Origin of the sequence: Coleofasciculus sp. G3-WIS-01, assembly GCF_040223135.1 — a bacterium.
In the GTDB taxonomy this organism is placed as follows: Bacteria; Cyanobacteriota; Cyanobacteriia; order Cyanobacteriales; family Coleofasciculaceae; genus Coleofasciculus.
Window position 1 is genome coordinate 36,461 of sequence record NZ_JAVJZI010000209.1, and the last position, 16,850, is coordinate 53,310.

Annotated in this window: 16 protein-coding genes and 1 riboswitch; of the genes, 4 read left to right on the forward strand and 12 right to left on the reverse strand. The window is 45.0% G+C overall.

Annotated features, from left to right (window positions below; genetic code table 11):
* Positions 1–4 precede the first annotated feature (4 nt).
* The 4 genes from RIM23_RS21555 to RIM23_RS21570 form a co-directional block, all read right to left on the reverse strand.
* Complete coding sequence (locus tag RIM23_RS21555; RefSeq protein ID WP_446369166.1) at positions 5–1,987, reverse strand: AAA family ATPase; 1,983 nt, start codon at positions 1,985–1,987, stop codon at positions 5–7.
* Positions 1,984–2,181, reverse strand: a complete 198-nt coding sequence (locus RIM23_RS21560) for a hypothetical protein (protein WP_446369167.1) — start codon at positions 2,179–2,181, stop codon at positions 1,984–1,986. Before RIM23_RS21560 ends, RIM23_RS21555 begins: the two co-directional genes overlap by 4 nt.
* Before the next feature lie 2 nt (positions 2,182–2,183).
* Positions 2,184–4,145, reverse strand: coding sequence for a DEAD/DEAH box helicase family protein (locus RIM23_RS21565; protein WP_446369169.1), 1,962 nt, complete (start codon positions 4,143–4,145; stop codon positions 2,184–2,186).
* A gap of 519 nt (positions 4,146–4,664) precedes the next feature.
* Positions 4,665–6,446 (reverse strand): WD40 domain-containing protein, encoded by a 1,782-nt coding sequence (locus tag RIM23_RS21570; protein WP_446369171.1) that lies wholly within the window; start codon positions 6,444–6,446, stop codon positions 4,665–4,667.
* A gap of 323 nt (positions 6,447–6,769) precedes the next feature.
* On the opposite strand from RIM23_RS21570, the gene RIM23_RS21575 reads away from it, so the two are divergent.
* Positions 6,770–7,363, forward strand: a complete 594-nt coding sequence (locus RIM23_RS21575) for a Uma2 family endonuclease (protein WP_446369173.1) — start codon at positions 6,770–6,772, stop codon at positions 7,361–7,363.
* A 74-nt stretch (positions 7,364–7,437) separates the two neighbouring features.
* On the forward strand, positions 7,438–8,031 hold the full coding sequence (locus RIM23_RS21580) for a Uma2 family endonuclease (protein ID WP_446369175.1): 594 nt from the start codon (positions 7,438–7,440) through the stop codon (positions 8,029–8,031).
* Positions 8,032–8,244: 213 nt separating this feature from the next.
* On the opposite strand, the gene RIM23_RS21585 is transcribed toward RIM23_RS21580, so the two are convergent.
* The 8 genes from RIM23_RS21585 to RIM23_RS21620 all read right to left on the reverse strand — a co-directional run bounded on the left by RIM23_RS21585 (position 8,245) and on the right by RIM23_RS21620 (position 15,324).
* Entirely contained in the window at positions 8,245–8,712 is a 468-nt protein-coding gene (locus RIM23_RS21585; protein ID WP_446334740.1) for a DNA phosphorothioation-associated protein 4, read from the reverse strand.
* 172 nt (positions 8,713–8,884) lie between these two features.
* Positions 8,885–10,726 carry an N-acetylmuramoyl-L-alanine amidase gene (locus RIM23_RS21590; RefSeq protein ID WP_446369177.1) on the reverse strand — a complete coding sequence of 614 codons (1,842 nt, stop codon included), beginning with the start codon at positions 10,724–10,726 and terminating at the stop codon, positions 8,885–8,887.
* Between the two features lie 24 nt (positions 10,727–10,750).
* Positions 10,751–11,785 carry a cobalamin biosynthesis protein CobW gene (cobW, locus tag RIM23_RS21595; RefSeq protein WP_446369179.1) on the reverse strand — a complete coding sequence of 345 codons (1,035 nt, stop codon included), beginning with the start codon at positions 11,783–11,785 and terminating at the stop codon, positions 10,751–10,753.
* A 12-nt stretch (positions 11,786–11,797) separates the two neighbouring features.
* A complete protein-coding gene (locus RIM23_RS21600) occupies positions 11,798–12,229 on the reverse strand; it encodes a DUF1636 family protein (RefSeq protein ID WP_446369191.1) in 432 nt (143 codons plus the stop codon).
* 278 nt (positions 12,230–12,507) lie between these two features.
* Positions 12,508–13,353: an energy-coupling factor ABC transporter ATP-binding protein gene (locus tag RIM23_RS21605; protein ID WP_446369181.1), complete on the reverse strand. Its 846-nt coding sequence runs from the start codon at positions 13,351–13,353 to the stop codon at positions 12,508–12,510.
* 14 nt (positions 13,354–13,367) lie between these two features.
* Positions 13,368–14,249, reverse strand: coding sequence for a cobalt ECF transporter T component CbiQ (gene cbiQ, locus RIM23_RS21610; protein WP_446369183.1), 882 nt, complete (start codon positions 14,247–14,249; stop codon positions 13,368–13,370).
* A gap of 10 nt (positions 14,250–14,259) precedes the next feature.
* Positions 14,260–14,556 carry an energy-coupling factor ABC transporter substrate-binding protein gene (locus RIM23_RS21615; protein ID WP_446369193.1) on the reverse strand — a complete coding sequence of 99 codons (297 nt, stop codon included), beginning with the start codon at positions 14,554–14,556 and terminating at the stop codon, positions 14,260–14,262.
* Between the two features lie 9 nt (positions 14,557–14,565).
* Complete coding sequence (locus RIM23_RS21620; protein WP_446369185.1) at positions 14,566–15,324, reverse strand: energy-coupling factor ABC transporter permease; 759 nt, start codon at positions 15,322–15,324, stop codon at positions 14,566–14,568.
* A gap of 196 nt (positions 15,325–15,520) precedes the next feature.
* On the opposite strand from RIM23_RS21620, the gene RIM23_RS21625 reads away from it, so the two are divergent.
* Together RIM23_RS21625 and RIM23_RS21630 are read left to right on the forward strand one after the other, a co-directional pair.
* The gene (locus RIM23_RS21625) at positions 15,521–15,700 is read left to right on the forward strand and encodes a hypothetical protein (protein ID WP_446369187.1); all 180 of its coding nucleotides are present in this window, start codon (positions 15,521–15,523) and stop codon (positions 15,698–15,700) included.
* A 5-nt stretch (positions 15,701–15,705) separates the two neighbouring features.
* Positions 15,706–15,852: riboswitch (cobalamin riboswitch) on the reverse strand.
* 353 nt (positions 15,853–16,205) lie between these two features.
* A complete protein-coding gene (locus RIM23_RS21630) occupies positions 16,206–16,679 on the forward strand; it encodes a TspO/MBR family protein (protein WP_446369189.1) in 474 nt (157 codons plus the stop codon).
* Positions 16,680–16,850: the final 171 nt, after the last annotated feature.

Consider the following 16,850-nt stretch of genomic DNA (forward strand, 5'->3'; position numbering starts at 1 on the left):
TTCTTTAAAGTTCCTCATCCAGATCAAAACGTTCAAAAAATTCTTTTCCGGTTACCATTACCCCATCAACGGTTTCTGTGAGTTGATTTGAATCACTATTCTGCCAAAGTGCATCAATGGGAGACGTTTTCCGAAATAAGGTTAAATACTGTACGTTTCCCTGTGCGGCTTGATGTAAACTATCAACAAAACTTTGCCGTTCACTGGAGATAGTAAAGGCGACAAACTGTTTACCCAATTGAGGAACCAGACGCGCCACTTCTGGACGCACATTTAGATCCAGCGCTCCCGCTGGACTATCGACAATAAAGGGTAATTGGTGCTTACTACGGTTAAATAAAGTGGCGAGAAAAGCATAGCTAACGGATAGGGTTTGACCCACGCTTGCACCCCCTCGACCTTGTAGTTTTAGCGAATCTTGGATATCTTCTAACCATACCGGATCTCTGGATAATAACTGGGTAATCCGCTGATTGGTTTCCTCAATCATAATTTTCCGTAGTTCTTCCCTGGCTTGCTGATGCGCTTGATTCAGAATGCGGCGGATAATTTCGGTTTTGCGCTTCAGGGTTAAGGTATGGGTGACTTCGGCGACATCCTCTTCGGCTTTTGTGATCAGGAATTCTAACTCCTTCAGACAGTCCGTATCCTCACTCGGTTTGCTGTGAGGCGATCGCTCAATTTCTTGTAGGCGTTGGTTACACTGATCCAATTGTTCTCGTAGCTGATCTAGATGCTGCTTTTTCGCTTCTAATTCAGAGTCTCCTTGTTTGAGACGTTCCTCTTCCAGAGAATGCAATTCTGTTTTAAATTCATCTCGCTTTCTGATTAATTTTTGTAACCCTTGCAACTGTTCCTGAAGGTCTTGGTGGTACTGTTCTGGATTTCCACCACAATAATCCGCAATATCCGATTTAATCCGATTTAGCACCCCAACTTCATCCTCTCCCAGATATTGCTTGGCGCGATCGCGAACTGCTTGACGAGTCATATCATCCATCTGGCGTCCACAGACACATTCTGGCGCCTCAGCTAGTTCTTCAAAAAATTCCTTGGATGTGGAGGTGGGTAATTTGAGATGGTCTAAGTTAGCTTTCAGGTTAATTAAAGATGCAGCTAAACCAGGAATGACTCTTTGCGGGTCTCGCATTTTCTCCGTTGTTTTTTCCACTTCCCTCTCGACAACTTTTTCCGCCTGATCAAGCTGAACTTTTATCGTTTGCAAACGAGTGCCTATATTTTTATCTTTGCCCAATGCTTGGTCATAGTCTTGCTCCGCATCCTGTATACCTAACTTCAGTTGAGACTGTTGTATCTGTACAGCGTCTCGCTCCCTTTTAATTTTATCTCGCTTAGTTTTCAGCCGATTTAAGTTATTTCGACGCCGAGTTAATCCTTGAGTCGATTTCGAGCTAGAATTTTGAGCATGACGTTCCCAATTATCCTGAAAGTAATCGGCGGCTTTTTTCAGTAACAATAACTGAAAGAGAGAATCTATGGCATCCCGGGCGCGAGTTTGTTTCGGATTAAGTAACCTGTTGGCAAGTTCTCCATCAAATACAAACAGATTGACAAATTCTGGATTGAGAAACTTTTTAATTTCTAGGGGCGGTAAAAAGCCATCTCGAATACCAGAACCATGACTGGAACTGGTGCGGTAGGTAACTTTTCCTTGAATGAAGTCAAGATTTAACTCAAATGTGAGTAACTTGTCATCCATCCCTAATCTGACGACAAATTGACCCGATTTAGTTGAGTCACCACTACGCTGAAATTCGCGAATCTTTTGGCTATTCCACTCTCGTGCAGCCCCTGATAGTGTAGCCCTTAACATATTCAGTGTAGTCGTCTTACCCGTCCCGTTAGGCATCTGTACTAATGTCACTGGATAAGGCGTAGTGTTATTCTCTGGACAGAGATTTACTTGATGATCAGGACATCGTAAACCGGAAGCAGACCAACCTAAGAGAGTAAGTTGTAGACTCATTCTAATTCCTCAGAAGTATCAGTTTCAATGGCATCTAATATGGTTTCTAGGAAAACTACAATATCATCGGGTTTTGATATGCCATCAGATAACTCTTCTAGCAACTTCATTATCCGTTTAGCCACTTTATCGGGTTGATTATGATTGACTACTGCTGCAAAAACAGCTTCATATACTTTGACATCTATCGCCATCGTTAAGTTTCCTCGCCACGAATTTTAGACAAACTCATTAACCATTCTTTACGAAGCTGATCACTATTAAGTTCCTCCGTGTTTTCATCTTGAGTGCGAACAAAGTCAACAACGATCGCCCGCTTATCAGGATTAACTGGGTCTTTCCGCAAACACCGCCCCATCCTCTGAATCGTCTCCAATTTTGCCCGTGCTGATGAGAACAAAATCACGGAACGGAGAGACGGTATATCAATCCCTTGAGAAATGCGATGGCAGGTAATTAAACAAGCAATTCTGTTATTGACAAAATCGCTTAAATGCTGTCGGTCATCTTCAGCATAATAGGTATGGAAGTCATAGCGATAACGATGGACAATATTGATCACTTCTTCACCATAGTCATGGTTTTCCACAAAGATAATGCAGCGATCAAGAACATCGGGATGATCACAGAGAAACATCTCAAAATAGGGAAGTTTGGCACGAGAGGTTTTATAGACTCGCGCTAACGCTATCCAAAACTCCTTATCTGACATGGGATTCCCTTCAGCGTTTCGGGCGGCTTTCTGACTATAGACATGGCGGATACGTTGCCTATCTTCATCCGATAGATGATATTCAATGGGATAGTAATCAAACTCACAAAGAATTCCTCGACGAATTGCATTTTCAAGACTGAAACGATAAATAATAGAACCGACATTCTTTTCGATAAAAGCCGTTCCTTCTTGATCATACTCTCGCTCTGGCGTTGCACTTAATCCCAATCGATAGGAAATATCCTCAGATAACCCGTCTAATTCTTCAATGTTTGCCGGACTTCCCAATCCATGTACCTCATCGTGAATCAATAACAAACGGCTTCGCGTCGGGCGAGTCAGCGATCGCAAGACGTTACGCAGCGCATTTCGTGATAGAATTAAGATGCTGTTTTCTGGGTCTAACTCATACTCATCTTTCTCATAATAAGTGGCATAATGCTTCAGCACCCGAAACCGAGGATTTAATTGACTGGCAACAGCGTACAACTGATTTGACCACTGATCGAGCAAATCTGTTCCTATCGCGGTAATTATGACTGAGTTAATCGCTTGCTGGGCGACTAATTCCCTGATAATATTCAAAGAGGTGCGGGTTTTGCCTGTACCAGTTGCCATCTCCAGAATGCCACAACGTTTCTTGACAAAGGCTATCATTGCCTGATTTTGATGTCGCCACGGATCTAAATCATCTACTTGGTAGGTTCCTCGAAGTTCAGAGACAATCGGCGATTGAGTCGGACATTCTTCCATTGGCGGGGGGTATTCTGGGCGTAATCGTAGGAGCGATCGCGCGGCGGCTTCGGGAAACTCAATTACCTCTACCTTGGGCGTCTGGTTATCCCACAACCGCTGAAAGTTTTCCGCTTTTCTTAAGGCTCGTTCTTTGACACCCAAATGCCAGGAACAGAAGACATCAATACATTCAAAATTAGCAATTAACGCCGATGAACTCTCATTAGCTGAACCCGTAAAGGCGACAATATTATCCTGATTATCAGCAAAAATACCTAACTTTTCATGATAAATTCCCGGTTGATTAAGATTACTAGCTACCGCCAACTTAATTTCTAATATTCCTTGTCCCAATAACCAAGCTAAACAGGCTAATCTATCGCGCACAACTTGCTCAAACTCTTGGTCTAATTCGCGTAAAAGCGTATCAGTAATCACATCCCGGCGTTGCTTCAATCCTGTCGCGATCGCATCAGCATCATCTGGCGACAAATAGGGAGAAGCCACCAACTGCATCGTTCCACCCGAACGAATGAGCGCAGTGATTCCTCTAGCCGCCGCCGCCATTGAGGTACTGGAGAAAAAGCCAACGGCTCGTTTGTAAACAGTAGCATTTTCCAGACAGGGGAGATAGAAATCGCGAATAATATCAACGCGATCGCTACGGTATTCATCCTGAATCGATAAATCGTTTAACCCCACTGTCATAGCCTCTCAATCTAGACATTCTTCATATCTTCATATATAGCAATTCTATTGGAGATGTGAAACTCACGGGTGTAGACACAGGGAACAGGGAAGATCAGGAACGAGATCTGGGGATTTTTTTATTATGAGTACCAATCTGACCAACCGCCTTGGGTTAAAACCCAAGTCTAAAAGCGAAAGTCGTCTAAAGACGACTGGATAAAAGTTTTAGTCCACTTGAGTGGACTTACGCTTTTAGCCAAGAACTTGAGTTCTTGGCGGGAGTCGGGGCTTACTGAAAAGGGTGAAAACTATTTCACAATTATTGCTGTGAATATTGTAACAACCGAAGTTTTCCGTATATTCCTTAACTCGTTTCTCTTGATCAGGAGTTAATTTTGCACCGTTTCCTTTCATTTACTGGATTTACACAGCTACAATGATGGATTAGATTTGCCGATTTTATGGGCGCACGCCATGCGCCCCTACGATTTCTGGACGGAATCCTAATTCCTAAAAAATAAGATATGCCACACTCCATTAATTTAAACCCTGACTGAATTTCTGCAAAAAGGCTTCATACGCCTGATTAATCGCTTGCATTTTGGCTATAGCAGTAGCCGAGGAGTTTATATCCGGGTGATATTGCCGAGCTAATTGATGGTATGCTAACTTAACCCTGTTGATATCGGCGTCCATTTCCACACCCAAAATTTCCCACCATTCACCCGATAATCCCGATTCAAAGGGAGTAGTCTCAACACCCAACTGGTTACGCCAAATCTTAATTGTCCCTGCTTTACCGCCACTGACTAAGATTTGTCCATCCAGACCGAAAACCACAGGACTACATCCAGCAAGCGTACCAAGTAATTGACCTGTGTGTAAATTCCAAAGATAGACAGCATTTTTGTCAGCACTCGCCAATAGTTGTCCATTCGGACTGATGGCAACGGAAACAATTCCCTTTAATTGTTTATCTAGAGTGTTGAGTAATTCTCCTGTATTGATATTCCATAATTTAACTGTACCATCTGCGCTACCACTTACCAGCATTTTGCCATCTGGACTGATAGCAACCGATGTCACCCAGTTAGAATGTCCGATAATAATCTGAGGTTTTTTATAACTGCTTAAAGACCAAACCCGAATCGTTTTATCCGCACTACCACTAACCAGCGTTTGACCATCTGGACTGATAGCAACCGACCAAACTGTGTCTGAATGACCATTGAGAGTGCGTTTAAGTTCTCCAGTGTATTCGCCCCACAATCGGATTGTTTTATCACCACTTGCACTAGCCAGAATGGTTTGATCAGGGCTAAACGTCAGGCAGGAAATAAAACCTAAATGACTGTAAGTGGAATTCGGATAAAAGAAGGGGCGTAGCAGGGCTTTACTGTCTATCTGCCAACTGGTAATTTTATTGTCAAATCCACCTGCAACCAGCCTTTTTCCCTGGGGGCTAATCGCCACAGCAAAAACTTCTTTAGCTTGTCCAAAGAAGGTAAAATCATGTTTTCCGGTTTTCAAGTCCCATAGACTAACGGTTTTATCTTCACTTCCACTTGCCAACGTTTGTCCATCGGAGCTAATCGCGATCGCGGTAACTGTTGCCAAGTGTCCTTTGAGAATATTTATACATTTCCAAATCAGAGACGGTTGAGACTCAATAGCAATAGTTTTGGCTTGATTTTTCGGCTTTTCAAAATTACTGGAAACTTGATCACCTGAAGGAAAATTCGCGGTTGATTGAGCTTGTTTTTGCTGTTTAGCCTTTAGCGCCTCTAACTCTTCCTCAATTTCTAGATCCGCAAATTTTTGTTTCCAACTATCTTCGGTAAATATGGGATCTAATTCCAAAAGTGCTTGAGTATAGGCTTCCATTTCCAGCACTTTAGTTTCCATGCGCCCAAAAGCGTCTACAGCACCGGCCATTCGTTGTCTAGGTTCAGGTTTGCAGGCTTTATACAACCCATAAACACCCAATCCAACCACTCCCCCAGCCGCTGCCATTGTACCCATGCCAATGCCAACAGCGCCAAAACTTCCAGCTAATCCCATACCGCCAATTGTTGAGGATACATAAGCACCACCAACAGCACCCATTCCAATTGCACCAAACGCTTTAGCATCCCCTGCTTCAATTGCCTTAAAAGCACCATAAGTCGCCGCACCTGCTACCGTACCTGCTGCTGTAACTGGAGCCATACCAATGGCTACTCCGCCAAATCCTCCTACTAATCCCATCGTGCCGATTGTGGCAGATACACCAGCGCCAGCCGTAGCGCCACTGGCAATAAATACTACACTATCTTTCATCGGTTATAAGTTATGAATTTATCTTTTTTGTCCAATTTAGCTCATCTGCAGCTTGAGCTTATTATCAACTGATCAGGGCACGATAGTCGAAGTGCCCCTACCGAATTCAATTATCCCCAATCTAGGGTAGGGAACATTGCCGTGCCCTATTATCACCATCGTAGTCTAAACTCCAGTGACAGGCTCTCAAGGAAAATTAGTATCATTTCAAGATACGGACATCCTTACCCCGATTGCAATCAAAGCACAGCGTCAAAGGAGAAAAGGGTGCTTTCCCCTAGACATCGCCGATAATATAATTAATTCAGTTGGCTAACACAGTGATGGAAACTCTAACCCTAAACGTACCCCCCACCGTCGGCTTAACCGACGAGCAATTTTATCAACTTTGTGTGGCGAATGAACAATGGCGCTTAGAACTTACCGCTGATGGAGAATTAATTATTATGCCCCCAACAGGTGGAGAAAGTGGCATTAGCAATGCGGGTTTGACCGCTAAAGTTTACAATTGGAATGAGCAAACCCGACTGGGAAAAGTTTTTGACTCCTCCACTGAGTTTCGCTTACCCAATAATGCCAAACGTTGTCCCGATTTGTCTTGGGTAATTCTGGAACGATGGGAAGCCTTGTCCCCGGAACAACGGCGACGCTTTCCTCCCTTATGTCCAGATTTTGTCATCGAACTTCGTTCTGAAAGCGATTCGCTTCAAGGTTTACGTGCCAAAATGTTAGAGTACCGGGATAATGGTGCCCGTTTAGGTTGGCTGATTGATCCGCAAACGCCCCTAGTGGAAATTTATCGACCATCTGTTGATGTAGAACAGATCAATTTCTCTGTTGACGAACCGCCAATACTTTCAGGGGAAGACGTGTTACCAGGCTTTGTTCTCGATTTAACGGTTATACTGAATCCTTAAAGTGATCAGAATTAGGCATAACTTTGCCCTAGACATCGCCGATAATAGAATTAATTCAGTTGGCTAGTACAACCATGGAAACTCTAACCCTAAACGTACCCCCCACCGTCGGCTTAACCGACGAGCAATTTTATCAACTTTGTGTGGCAAATGAACAATGGCGCTTAGAACTCACCGCTGATGGAGAATTAATTATTATGCCCCCAACAGGTGGAGAAAGTGGTATTAGGAATGCAGATTTAACCACAGATTTGACGCTGTGGAATCGTCGAACCCGACTGGGAAAAGTGTTTGACTCTTCCACTGAGTTTCGATTACCCAATAATGCCAAACGTTGTCCAGATGTGTCCTGGGTAATCCTGCAACGATGGGAAGCTTTATCTCCGGAACAACGGCGACGCTTTCCTCCCTTATGTCCAGATTTTGTGATCGAACTTCGTTCTGAAAGCGATTCGCTTCAAGGTTTACGTGCCAAAATGTTAGAGTACCGGGATAATGGTGCCCGTTTAGGTTGGCTGATTGATCCGCAAACGCCCCTAGTGGAAATTTATCGACCATTCGTTGATGTAGAACAGATCAATTTCTCTGTTGATGAACCGCCCACACTTTCAGGCGAAGATGTGTTACCGGGTTTTGTCCTTGATTTAACGGTTATACTGAATCCTTAGATTTCTGATTCAATCCGCTTTATAGCGTTTCTCATTTTGTGGGCGCAAGCCTTCATCTGTGTCAACTTAAGCCATAACTCATTGCCCATTCTAATTTTCAGCCACCGGAGAAGGGCGGGTTTAGTTAAGTTATCAGTTTTTACCATAAGTTATCTGTAAAACCCGCCCCTACAGCACCCTTTGTATGGGTTTACCTCACGCATTTAGGAACCGTTAGAGAAATCGGCTTAAATCAAACTCGTCTTCAGGAACTTCTTGTTTAAACCGTTGTGCATTCAAAACTAATAATAATCGCTCTGAATAATTCACCGCCCCCCGCAACTCGTCTCGCAATATCTCCAACCCCCCATGGGCATATTCTTCAAAAATATGAATCCTTTCCTCCTCTGCTTTGGCGTCAAAGGAGGAGAGAATTTTGGCATCTTTGGTTTCGACAAGTGCCAAAAGTTTAATCAATGCGTCATATCCCCTCGACACAAATATCTCTAACCCAATCGGTGCGGGTTCTTTCTTCGCAATCGTCCCCAGAGGCGATCGCTTCTTGCGCTTGACACCTAATGCTGCTGCAAATGCGATAACGTCAGCATAAGTTTGAAAAGGTCCGGTTGTCTCGGCTGATGCGGTTAACGCTTTGACTAAATCGGCTTGATCCTTGGCAATTCGGATGCGATTGACACCCATTCCCGTGACATCCTCTTTCGTCAGTGAACAGTTAGCAGTGAACAGTGAACAGTTAGCAGTGAACTCCCCCTGCTTCCCCTGCTCCCCCATCTCCCTCATGGGGATTGGGCGAAGCATTTGCGTTGGGATATTGGCATAAAACCGAGACATCTGAGCGCAAATGCGAGAGCCCCTACTGGGTTTGCTGAATGTAGAGTAAAATACCCCGTGCGATCGCCTGGGCGATTTGGCTGCGAAATTCTGGTGTGGCGAGTCTTGGCGCATCCTCAGCCCCGGTAACAAAACCCACTTCCACTAACGCAGAAGGCATAGAGGTTTGCCGGATCACATAAAATCTGCCTTGTTTCACGCCGCGATTCCGCATCCCTGTACTCTGTAATAAACTGTTTTGAATCGCTTCGGCTAGCCCTCGCCCATTGCTATAGTAATAGGTTTCCACGCCATTCACATCGGGACGACTCATGCTAATCGCATTCGCATGGATACTGATAAATAGGTCAACATTGGTTTGTTGTGCCAGTTGAACTCGCCCTCTGAGGCTAATAAATCGGTCATCCGATCGCGTCAATATCGTTTGTACACCTTGCTGTTCTAAAATGGCGGCAACTTGGAGAGAAATGGGCAAAATCACATCTTTCTCCTGCAAGCCACCAATCCCCACAGCGCCGGGATCTTTACCCCCATGTCCCGGATCAAGCATCACCACAACGCGACTATTGCGAACCCCAGGAAATACACTAGGCGGCGGTGAAATCTGTGGCGGTAACCGTTCTGGCGGCGGTACAGGAAGCGAACCCGTTGGCGGTAAAGAGACTCTCGTCTGTCGCAGGGGAAGTAATAAGAGTTGATCGCTGGGTTGATTGAGTTCGCCAATCTGGGTATTTCGATCCGGTTGAACTACAATCACCACAGTACGTGAATCAGGCTGGCGCAGTCTCACCTGGGATAACGGACTATTCACGCCTAGCTGAGGTCCTTGAACTCCTTGTGCAAGTTGAGCATCTGGGATGGTAATTTGGAACTGGTTGGTGTTGGTATCCCAATTGCCCCTCGCCCGAATCCGTCGATCCGCCCGGATTAATAATTGAGTCCCGTTTTGGGCGATGTCCACCGATTCAATCGTGGCGAGAGAGGTAGCCGCCGTCGGTTCCCGATCAGATCGTCGCGGCGATAACCCCTCAAGCTGCGACGCCGAAACTCCTCTGGGTAGTAATACCAAGCCCCCAACCGAGCTATAATTCATCTGCCAGTCTGGACTCTCGCGATTCACCCGTAAGGTGATGCGAGTTGGGGAGGAGGAACCCGACGGTTGGGACAATTGAATTTGGTTGACCCCATAGCGATTTACTGACACATTTTGATTCAGTAACGCTGGGGGTAGGGTAATTCCTTCTACCTCAAACTCAATTGTCCCGCGATCGCGACTCCGTTGCACCTGAATCTCTTTCGCTTCCCCTTGATTGGTGCGAATAAAAAACCCATCCCTTGTCACCTGAATCGGATCAAGTTGCACCCTTGACTCTGTTGTGTCAGGAGAGGGTTCTGGTGGTGTGGGACGAGGTGCGGGTTGGGGGGGAGGAGTTGTCGGCGCTACGGGACGAGGTGCGGGTGCAGTGATAAGCTGCGGCGTGGGTAGTTGCACAAACCACTGTCTCGGTGACGCCCCACGAAACTGAATCTGTTGGGGGTCTATAGTATAACCCGGTGCAATTTCTACCACAATCCGAGTCGTCTGGCGGTCAAACTGTCCCACCCGAATTTCGCGAATCCCTCCTCCCACAGACTGGCTGACACTGGGACGTCCCAACGTCGTACCCGGTAAATCGATAACCAGGCGCAGGGGGTTCGGAATCAGTTGGGCTGTGGGTTGAACAGTACCATCTGTCGTAAATTCGAGTTGATTTTGACTTGCATCAAATCGCCACAACAGAAGTCTAGCGGCTTGTGCAGGTAATGAAACCAGAATTGTACTCCAGAAGCTAATAAGTAGCAGTAGCCACTGAATTTTCCTCATTCCCCTACCCTCACGATTAATCGTTTAACTGCCAATTGCTTGTTCAATTTCAGCCTGGTCTAGTTTACGTCCAATTAGCACTAACCGAGTTTGGCGAGATTCGCCGTTGTGCCACAGTCGATCATAGAATGAATCGAAGCGATTGCCGACTCCCTGCAAGACTAGGCGCATGGGTTTATTGGGTACAGACACAAAGCCTTTGATCCGGTAAATCTCCTGCTGTTGCACGAGTTGTTGCAGTTTGGCGATTAGGGTTTGGGGTTCAAAAGGTTGATCGGATATAAATTGGACTGAATTAATCTCCTCATCATGGTCGTGGTCGTCCTCAGTATCATGATGACTGGGACGGCTGTCTAAATTATCCTCGACGGCGGCGTTAAAACCCAGCAAGAGTTCCGGCTGAATCTGTCCTTGATCACAAGGGATAACCTTAACGCCTGTGGGTAATTGATCCTGTAACCAGTCTTTGATCCTCCTCAGCGTCGCCTCATCGACTAAATCAACTTTCGTCAGTAAGACTAAATCCGCACAAGCCAATTGGTCTTCAAAGAGTTCCTCTATCGGGGTTTCATGGTCTAAGTTGGGGTCGGCTTTACGTTGGGCTTCTAGGGCGTTGATGTCACCGACTAACGTTCCTGCGGCTAACGCCTGACAATCCACCACTGTGATTACTCCATCCACAGTAGCACCGTTGCGAATAGGAGTCCAACGGAAGGCTTGAACTAAGGGTTTGGGTAACGCTAATCCAGAGGTTTCAATTAGCATACAATCGATGCGATCGCGCCGCTGCAACAGTTGCTGCATTGTCGGGAAGAATTCTTCCTGAACCGTGCAGCACAAGCAGCCATTTGTCAGTTCCACAATATTATCGTTAGGATTGTCCTCCTCATCGCAAATTCGGCAGGAACGCAATAACTCGCCATCAATACCCACTTCACCAAACTCATTCACCAGAACTGCTATTTTACGTCCTTGGTTGTTTTGGAGTAAATGGCGCACCAAGGTGGTTTTGCCAGAACCGAGAAAGCCGGTAATCACCGTTACGGGAATTTTATGCATGATTATTTAACCTCAGGATAGGGGTGGAATTCGTGCCAAAATGCCTTTTTTTAGGGGTTCAGGTCGTTTCGACCAAGGCAATAAACCGTCGGGTTGGCTATGGTATAAACTGGCACAGTCTAAGATAGCTGCTGCTGTTTCTGGTAATGTCTCTACATCTACGGGCAAATCCCCAAATAGATACGTGTATTTAGAGGGTGCGGCTAAGGAAACAGCACAAGGGCGACTACAAGCACTCATACATTCAACCGGTTGAAGTTTAAATTCATCCTGGAGTGACCAATTTTGGTGGAGTTCCTGCAATGGTTCTAGCAGTTTTTCGCCACCACTTTGACCAATGCGCTTGCCATCTTTCCAGGTACTGGCGCAGGTTGTACAAACAAATAAGGTATGTTGATTCATGTTGATTTTACATATTGATTTTACATTCGTACATTCGTACATTTCGTACATTCATACATTCATACATTCATACATTTCATACATTTCATACATTTCGTACATTTCGTACATTTCGTACATTCGTACATTTCGTACATTCGTACATTCGTACATTTCGTACATTCGTACATTTCGTACATTCGTACATTTCGTACATTCGTACATTCGTACATTCGTACATTCGTACATTCGTACATTCGTAGGGGCGAAGCATTCGCGCACAGATGTTTCGGTTTTCTATCAACCTGCCAACGCGAATGCTTCGCCCAAACACGTTCAAATTAACCTGCAATATGTTGTAATTGTTCTTCCAGTTGACGAATCGTTTTCGGAAACGGCATCGTCTTGGGTAAAGATAAACTTGACATTAACACCTGCCAAACCTCCCATAAAATGGGTACATCCAGATGTAATTCTGCCAACCTATCACGTTGGCTAAAAATATCTTGTGCTTCTCCTGACATAATCAGTTGTCCTTCATGTAAAATCAAAATCAAATCTGCCCATTCATAAGCAAAGTTCAAATCGTGAGTAGCAATCACTAGAGTAGTTCCAGCGGCGTGAATCCGTTCTAACTCCTCCAGGAGATTAACCGTTTGCACACTATCTAAATAGGCAGTCGGCTCATCTAATAATAATAGTTCAGGTTGTCGTGCCATCACCCCCGCTAGAGCAACTCGTCGTTTTTGTCCTAAACTCAGGTGATGTAAGGGTTGATCGGCTAAGTCTTGTAAGCCAAATTCGGCTAAGATTTGCCCAAGCCGCTGCTTAATTTCTGCCTGAGATAATTTTAGATTATACAACCCGTAGGCAATATCCTCTGCTACCGTTCCGGCGACTAATTGTTGTTCTGGATCTTGAAACGATAGTCCGATTTTTTGTCGCCACTGATTTAGGGAATAGCGGTCATATTTTAATCGTTCGCTTGCCCAGAGGATTTGTCCATGCTGGGGTTTTAATAGTCCATCGGCTAAGAATAATAGGGTTGATTTACCCGACCCATTTTGACCGAGTAAGGCGATTTTTTTTGTAGCTGTAATGGAAAAATTTAGTCCATTCAGCGCAGGTTTATGTCCCCCTGGATAAGTATAATAAACATTTTCCAATTCTAGTAATTTTTCGCTCATATAGCAAGTCTATTTTAGTTATACATCTCGGCTGAATCAAAGGAACCTAAAACAGGGAGTAAACAACATAAGACATAAGACATAAGACGAAAGACGAAGGACGAATGACAACTAACCAACTCAACTCCTAACAATCCCCCACAACCCAAAACAGCTTCCACTGCATAGCGCTTGGAGTAGCGATAGTGATGGAGTAAGCCAACCGGAAATTCCCCCGTAAACCCCCGTGCGGCTAATCCCAGGGAAAATTGATGATAGCGTTGTAATGTCCGCAAAAATAATTGTCCAACCAGGAGTCCTAAACTATGCATAGTTAAACGCCAAGTGCGATAGCCATTTCGCGCCTGTTGTGCCAATTTTAACTCCTTTGCAGTTTTGAGCAAGATAAACACAAAGCGATACATTAATAGCAGGATATCTGTGAGAATAACTGGTACGTTCAGCCGTCGCATAGTCTGCACAATTTCGATAAAGGGGACAGTACAAAGGATAAAAAACAGACAAGACACACAAGCAAGCGATCGCATGACAACAACGCCAGCCTGCTGACTACCACGGCGACTGATATAGAGATACCAAGAACCCACACTAATCCCACCCCATTGATCGGTTTGGGCAAACTCAATTTGAGTCGTGGGGGCGATATTCACGATTAAAGCAGGTAAGCCCATGAGTAAGAATAGAGAAGCTAGTGCGATTAATCTCAAGTAAACTTGGCAGCGAATTCCGGCATAACCTACTGTCCATATCCCCATCCATAGAATAATCAAAAATTGAGTCGGTGCATGGCTAAAAAGAGCAATAAACAATACCACCAACGCGAAGAGCAATTTGTGGGCGGGGGGAAGATAACGCAGACGATTCCGGTACGCGATCGCATCAATTTCGAGAGTCATGTTAATTTATTTAGTCAGACTTTTCATTCCGTTCCGATCGCCCTTTGTATCGTCCAATAACAAAACCGACAATTCCCGAACCAATTGCACCCTGGGAAACAAATAACAGAGATTCCGTTTCGCCACCAGGCAGTTCAATTAAGGGTTCAAACCAAGGTTCATAGTCAGGATTAACCTCGCCAATTACAGCTTCAGCTTCGCCATCAGCCCCGCCAAATTCCGAGTCCTGAACAATTAACAGTGGCACAACGGCGAGAACCACGACTCCTAATATCAATACCCAATTATTCCACCCTATTTTTTCCATTCTCACGTTTTAAGATCCTCCTTTAACCAAATTCAACAGGGCTAATTCCTCGCGACTGTAAGACATTAGCCAATTCCACACCAAAACGGTTAATAATCCTTCACTAATTGCCAGGGGAATCTGAGTCACCGCGAAAATCCCAGCAAACTTGATAAATGAAGCCATAATACCCCCGGTTGCGGCTGGAAATGCCAGCGCTAACTGGAGAGACGTAACCAGATAAGTGAGCAAATTCGCCAAAGCGGCGGCTAGAAAAATAGCGAATTTCTGCGCCCCACTCACTTGCATAATTAAGCGATAAGTGCCATAAGCCATAAAAGGTCCGACAACTGCCATAGAAAAAGCATTCGCCCCCAATGTCGTCAAACCACCGTGTGCCAGCAGCAAGGCTTGAAACAGGAGAACTAAACTCCCTAGTACACTCATACTTAATGGACCAAACAACACCGCGCCCAATCCCGTTCCTGTGGGATGGGAGGAACTTCCCGTCACCGAAGGAATTTTTAAGGCTGATAAAACAAAAGCAAAGGCACCCGACAGCGCCAGCAGCAATTTCAATTCCGGGTTTTGCTGCGAGATTTGTGTCATTGAACGCAGTCCGAGAAGAAAAAAGGGCAGAAAAACAACCCACCAGAAAATTGCCCAACCTGCGGGTAAAAAACCTTCCATGATATGCATAGCAAAGGCAGGCTGTGGGGCGAAAATAATTAAACCCAAACTCAACCCAGCGATTAAGACTAGATTGATTTTCCGTTGTTTTCGCTTCATTGACAAAACTCTATCCCTCACGGATGTTGTCTGCGGTGGAGGCTTCTTCACCGATTTATTGTTGATCATAATTTTTAGGATTGGGTCAATTGACCAAAAGTTTCTTTTTGCCTCGAACAATAGCGTCCCTAATCGTTGATTTACAGGTTATGAATAGCTTGAGCCTAGGTGACTCTAAATCTGTAACTATCTAGCGATGGAGTCCCGATTAGATGGAAAGGGTAATCCTACCTCAACCTATTGGTCATTAATTCAAATTCGAGCCACCTCAGTTTATCGAATCGTTCCTCTGGCATCAGGGCGTTCTGTAGCGATCGCCTCACCCATTCTAATTGTGGCAAATTTAGACTATGCACCATCCGTACCTCGCAGATGAAGGTTAACGTTTCTTCCACGTCGGCGGGCATTCTGACTCAGAAACCTGGCTTGGTTTCATCACAGTTGCGGGACAGCGCCGGATTTACACCGAACTTTCCCCATTACCTCTAATGGCTGATCCCCATTAGAACCGACTTAGATTAATACTCTACCATGTCGGTTCTGCAATTTGGGGATTGGGGATTGGGGATTGGGAATTGGGGATTGGTCTCTCGCATTTGCGCTATGCGTGTTGGCATAAAACCGAGACATCTGGGCGCAAATGCGAGAGCCCCTACAAACGTTACTCCTCATCTCCCTCATCTCCCCCATCTACCTCATCTCCCCCATCTCCTGATAACTGATAACTGCTCACTGATAACTGATAATTCCCTCATCTCCCTTGAATTACCACAAAACCTGTGTCAAAAGTATAAGCTGGTTTTATAGAGATGATTAGCTCAATCTATAAAACTTGAGATTATCACTCTAGAAGAGTAGTGGGATTTTGACCGGGGAAGAACATGATTAAATCCTGGATGGTAATTGGGACTGTAACCCTGTTAGTGGCGTTGGCTGGTAACTGGTTAACATCCGATGATGTCCGATGGTTCAACCGCTTGCGCCGTCCCCGATGGTTAACGTTTGAGTCGGCGATTCCTTTCATCTGGACGGTTATTTTTATTTGTGGAGGATGGTCTGCTTATGTAGTATGGGAAAGTAATCCAGGGAGTCCTCAAACGTGGCAGATTTTGGGGTTATATTTGCTGTTGGAAATAGTAACAATTGCCTATACGCCAGTGATGTGCCGACTTCGCAGTCTCAAAGTGGGTACAATGATTGGGGGGACGGGGGCTATATTGAGTATTATTTTGGCACTTTTGGTTTATCCTATCTCAGTTTGGGCAGCGGTTTTGCTACTACCTTATATCATTTGGAGTCCGATTGGAACCTATACGACTTGGGCGATGATTCGGCTGAATCCAGAAGCAGAATAGGTGTAGATTGAAGGCTTGTAGTAAGGGCTTTAGCCCTATATTATGTTGGGCTTGTAGTAAGGGCTTTAGCCCTATATTATGTTGGGCTTGTAGTAAGGGCTTTAGCCCTATATTATGTTGGGCTTGTAGTAAGGGCTTTAGCCCTATATTATGTTGGGCTTGTAGTAAGGG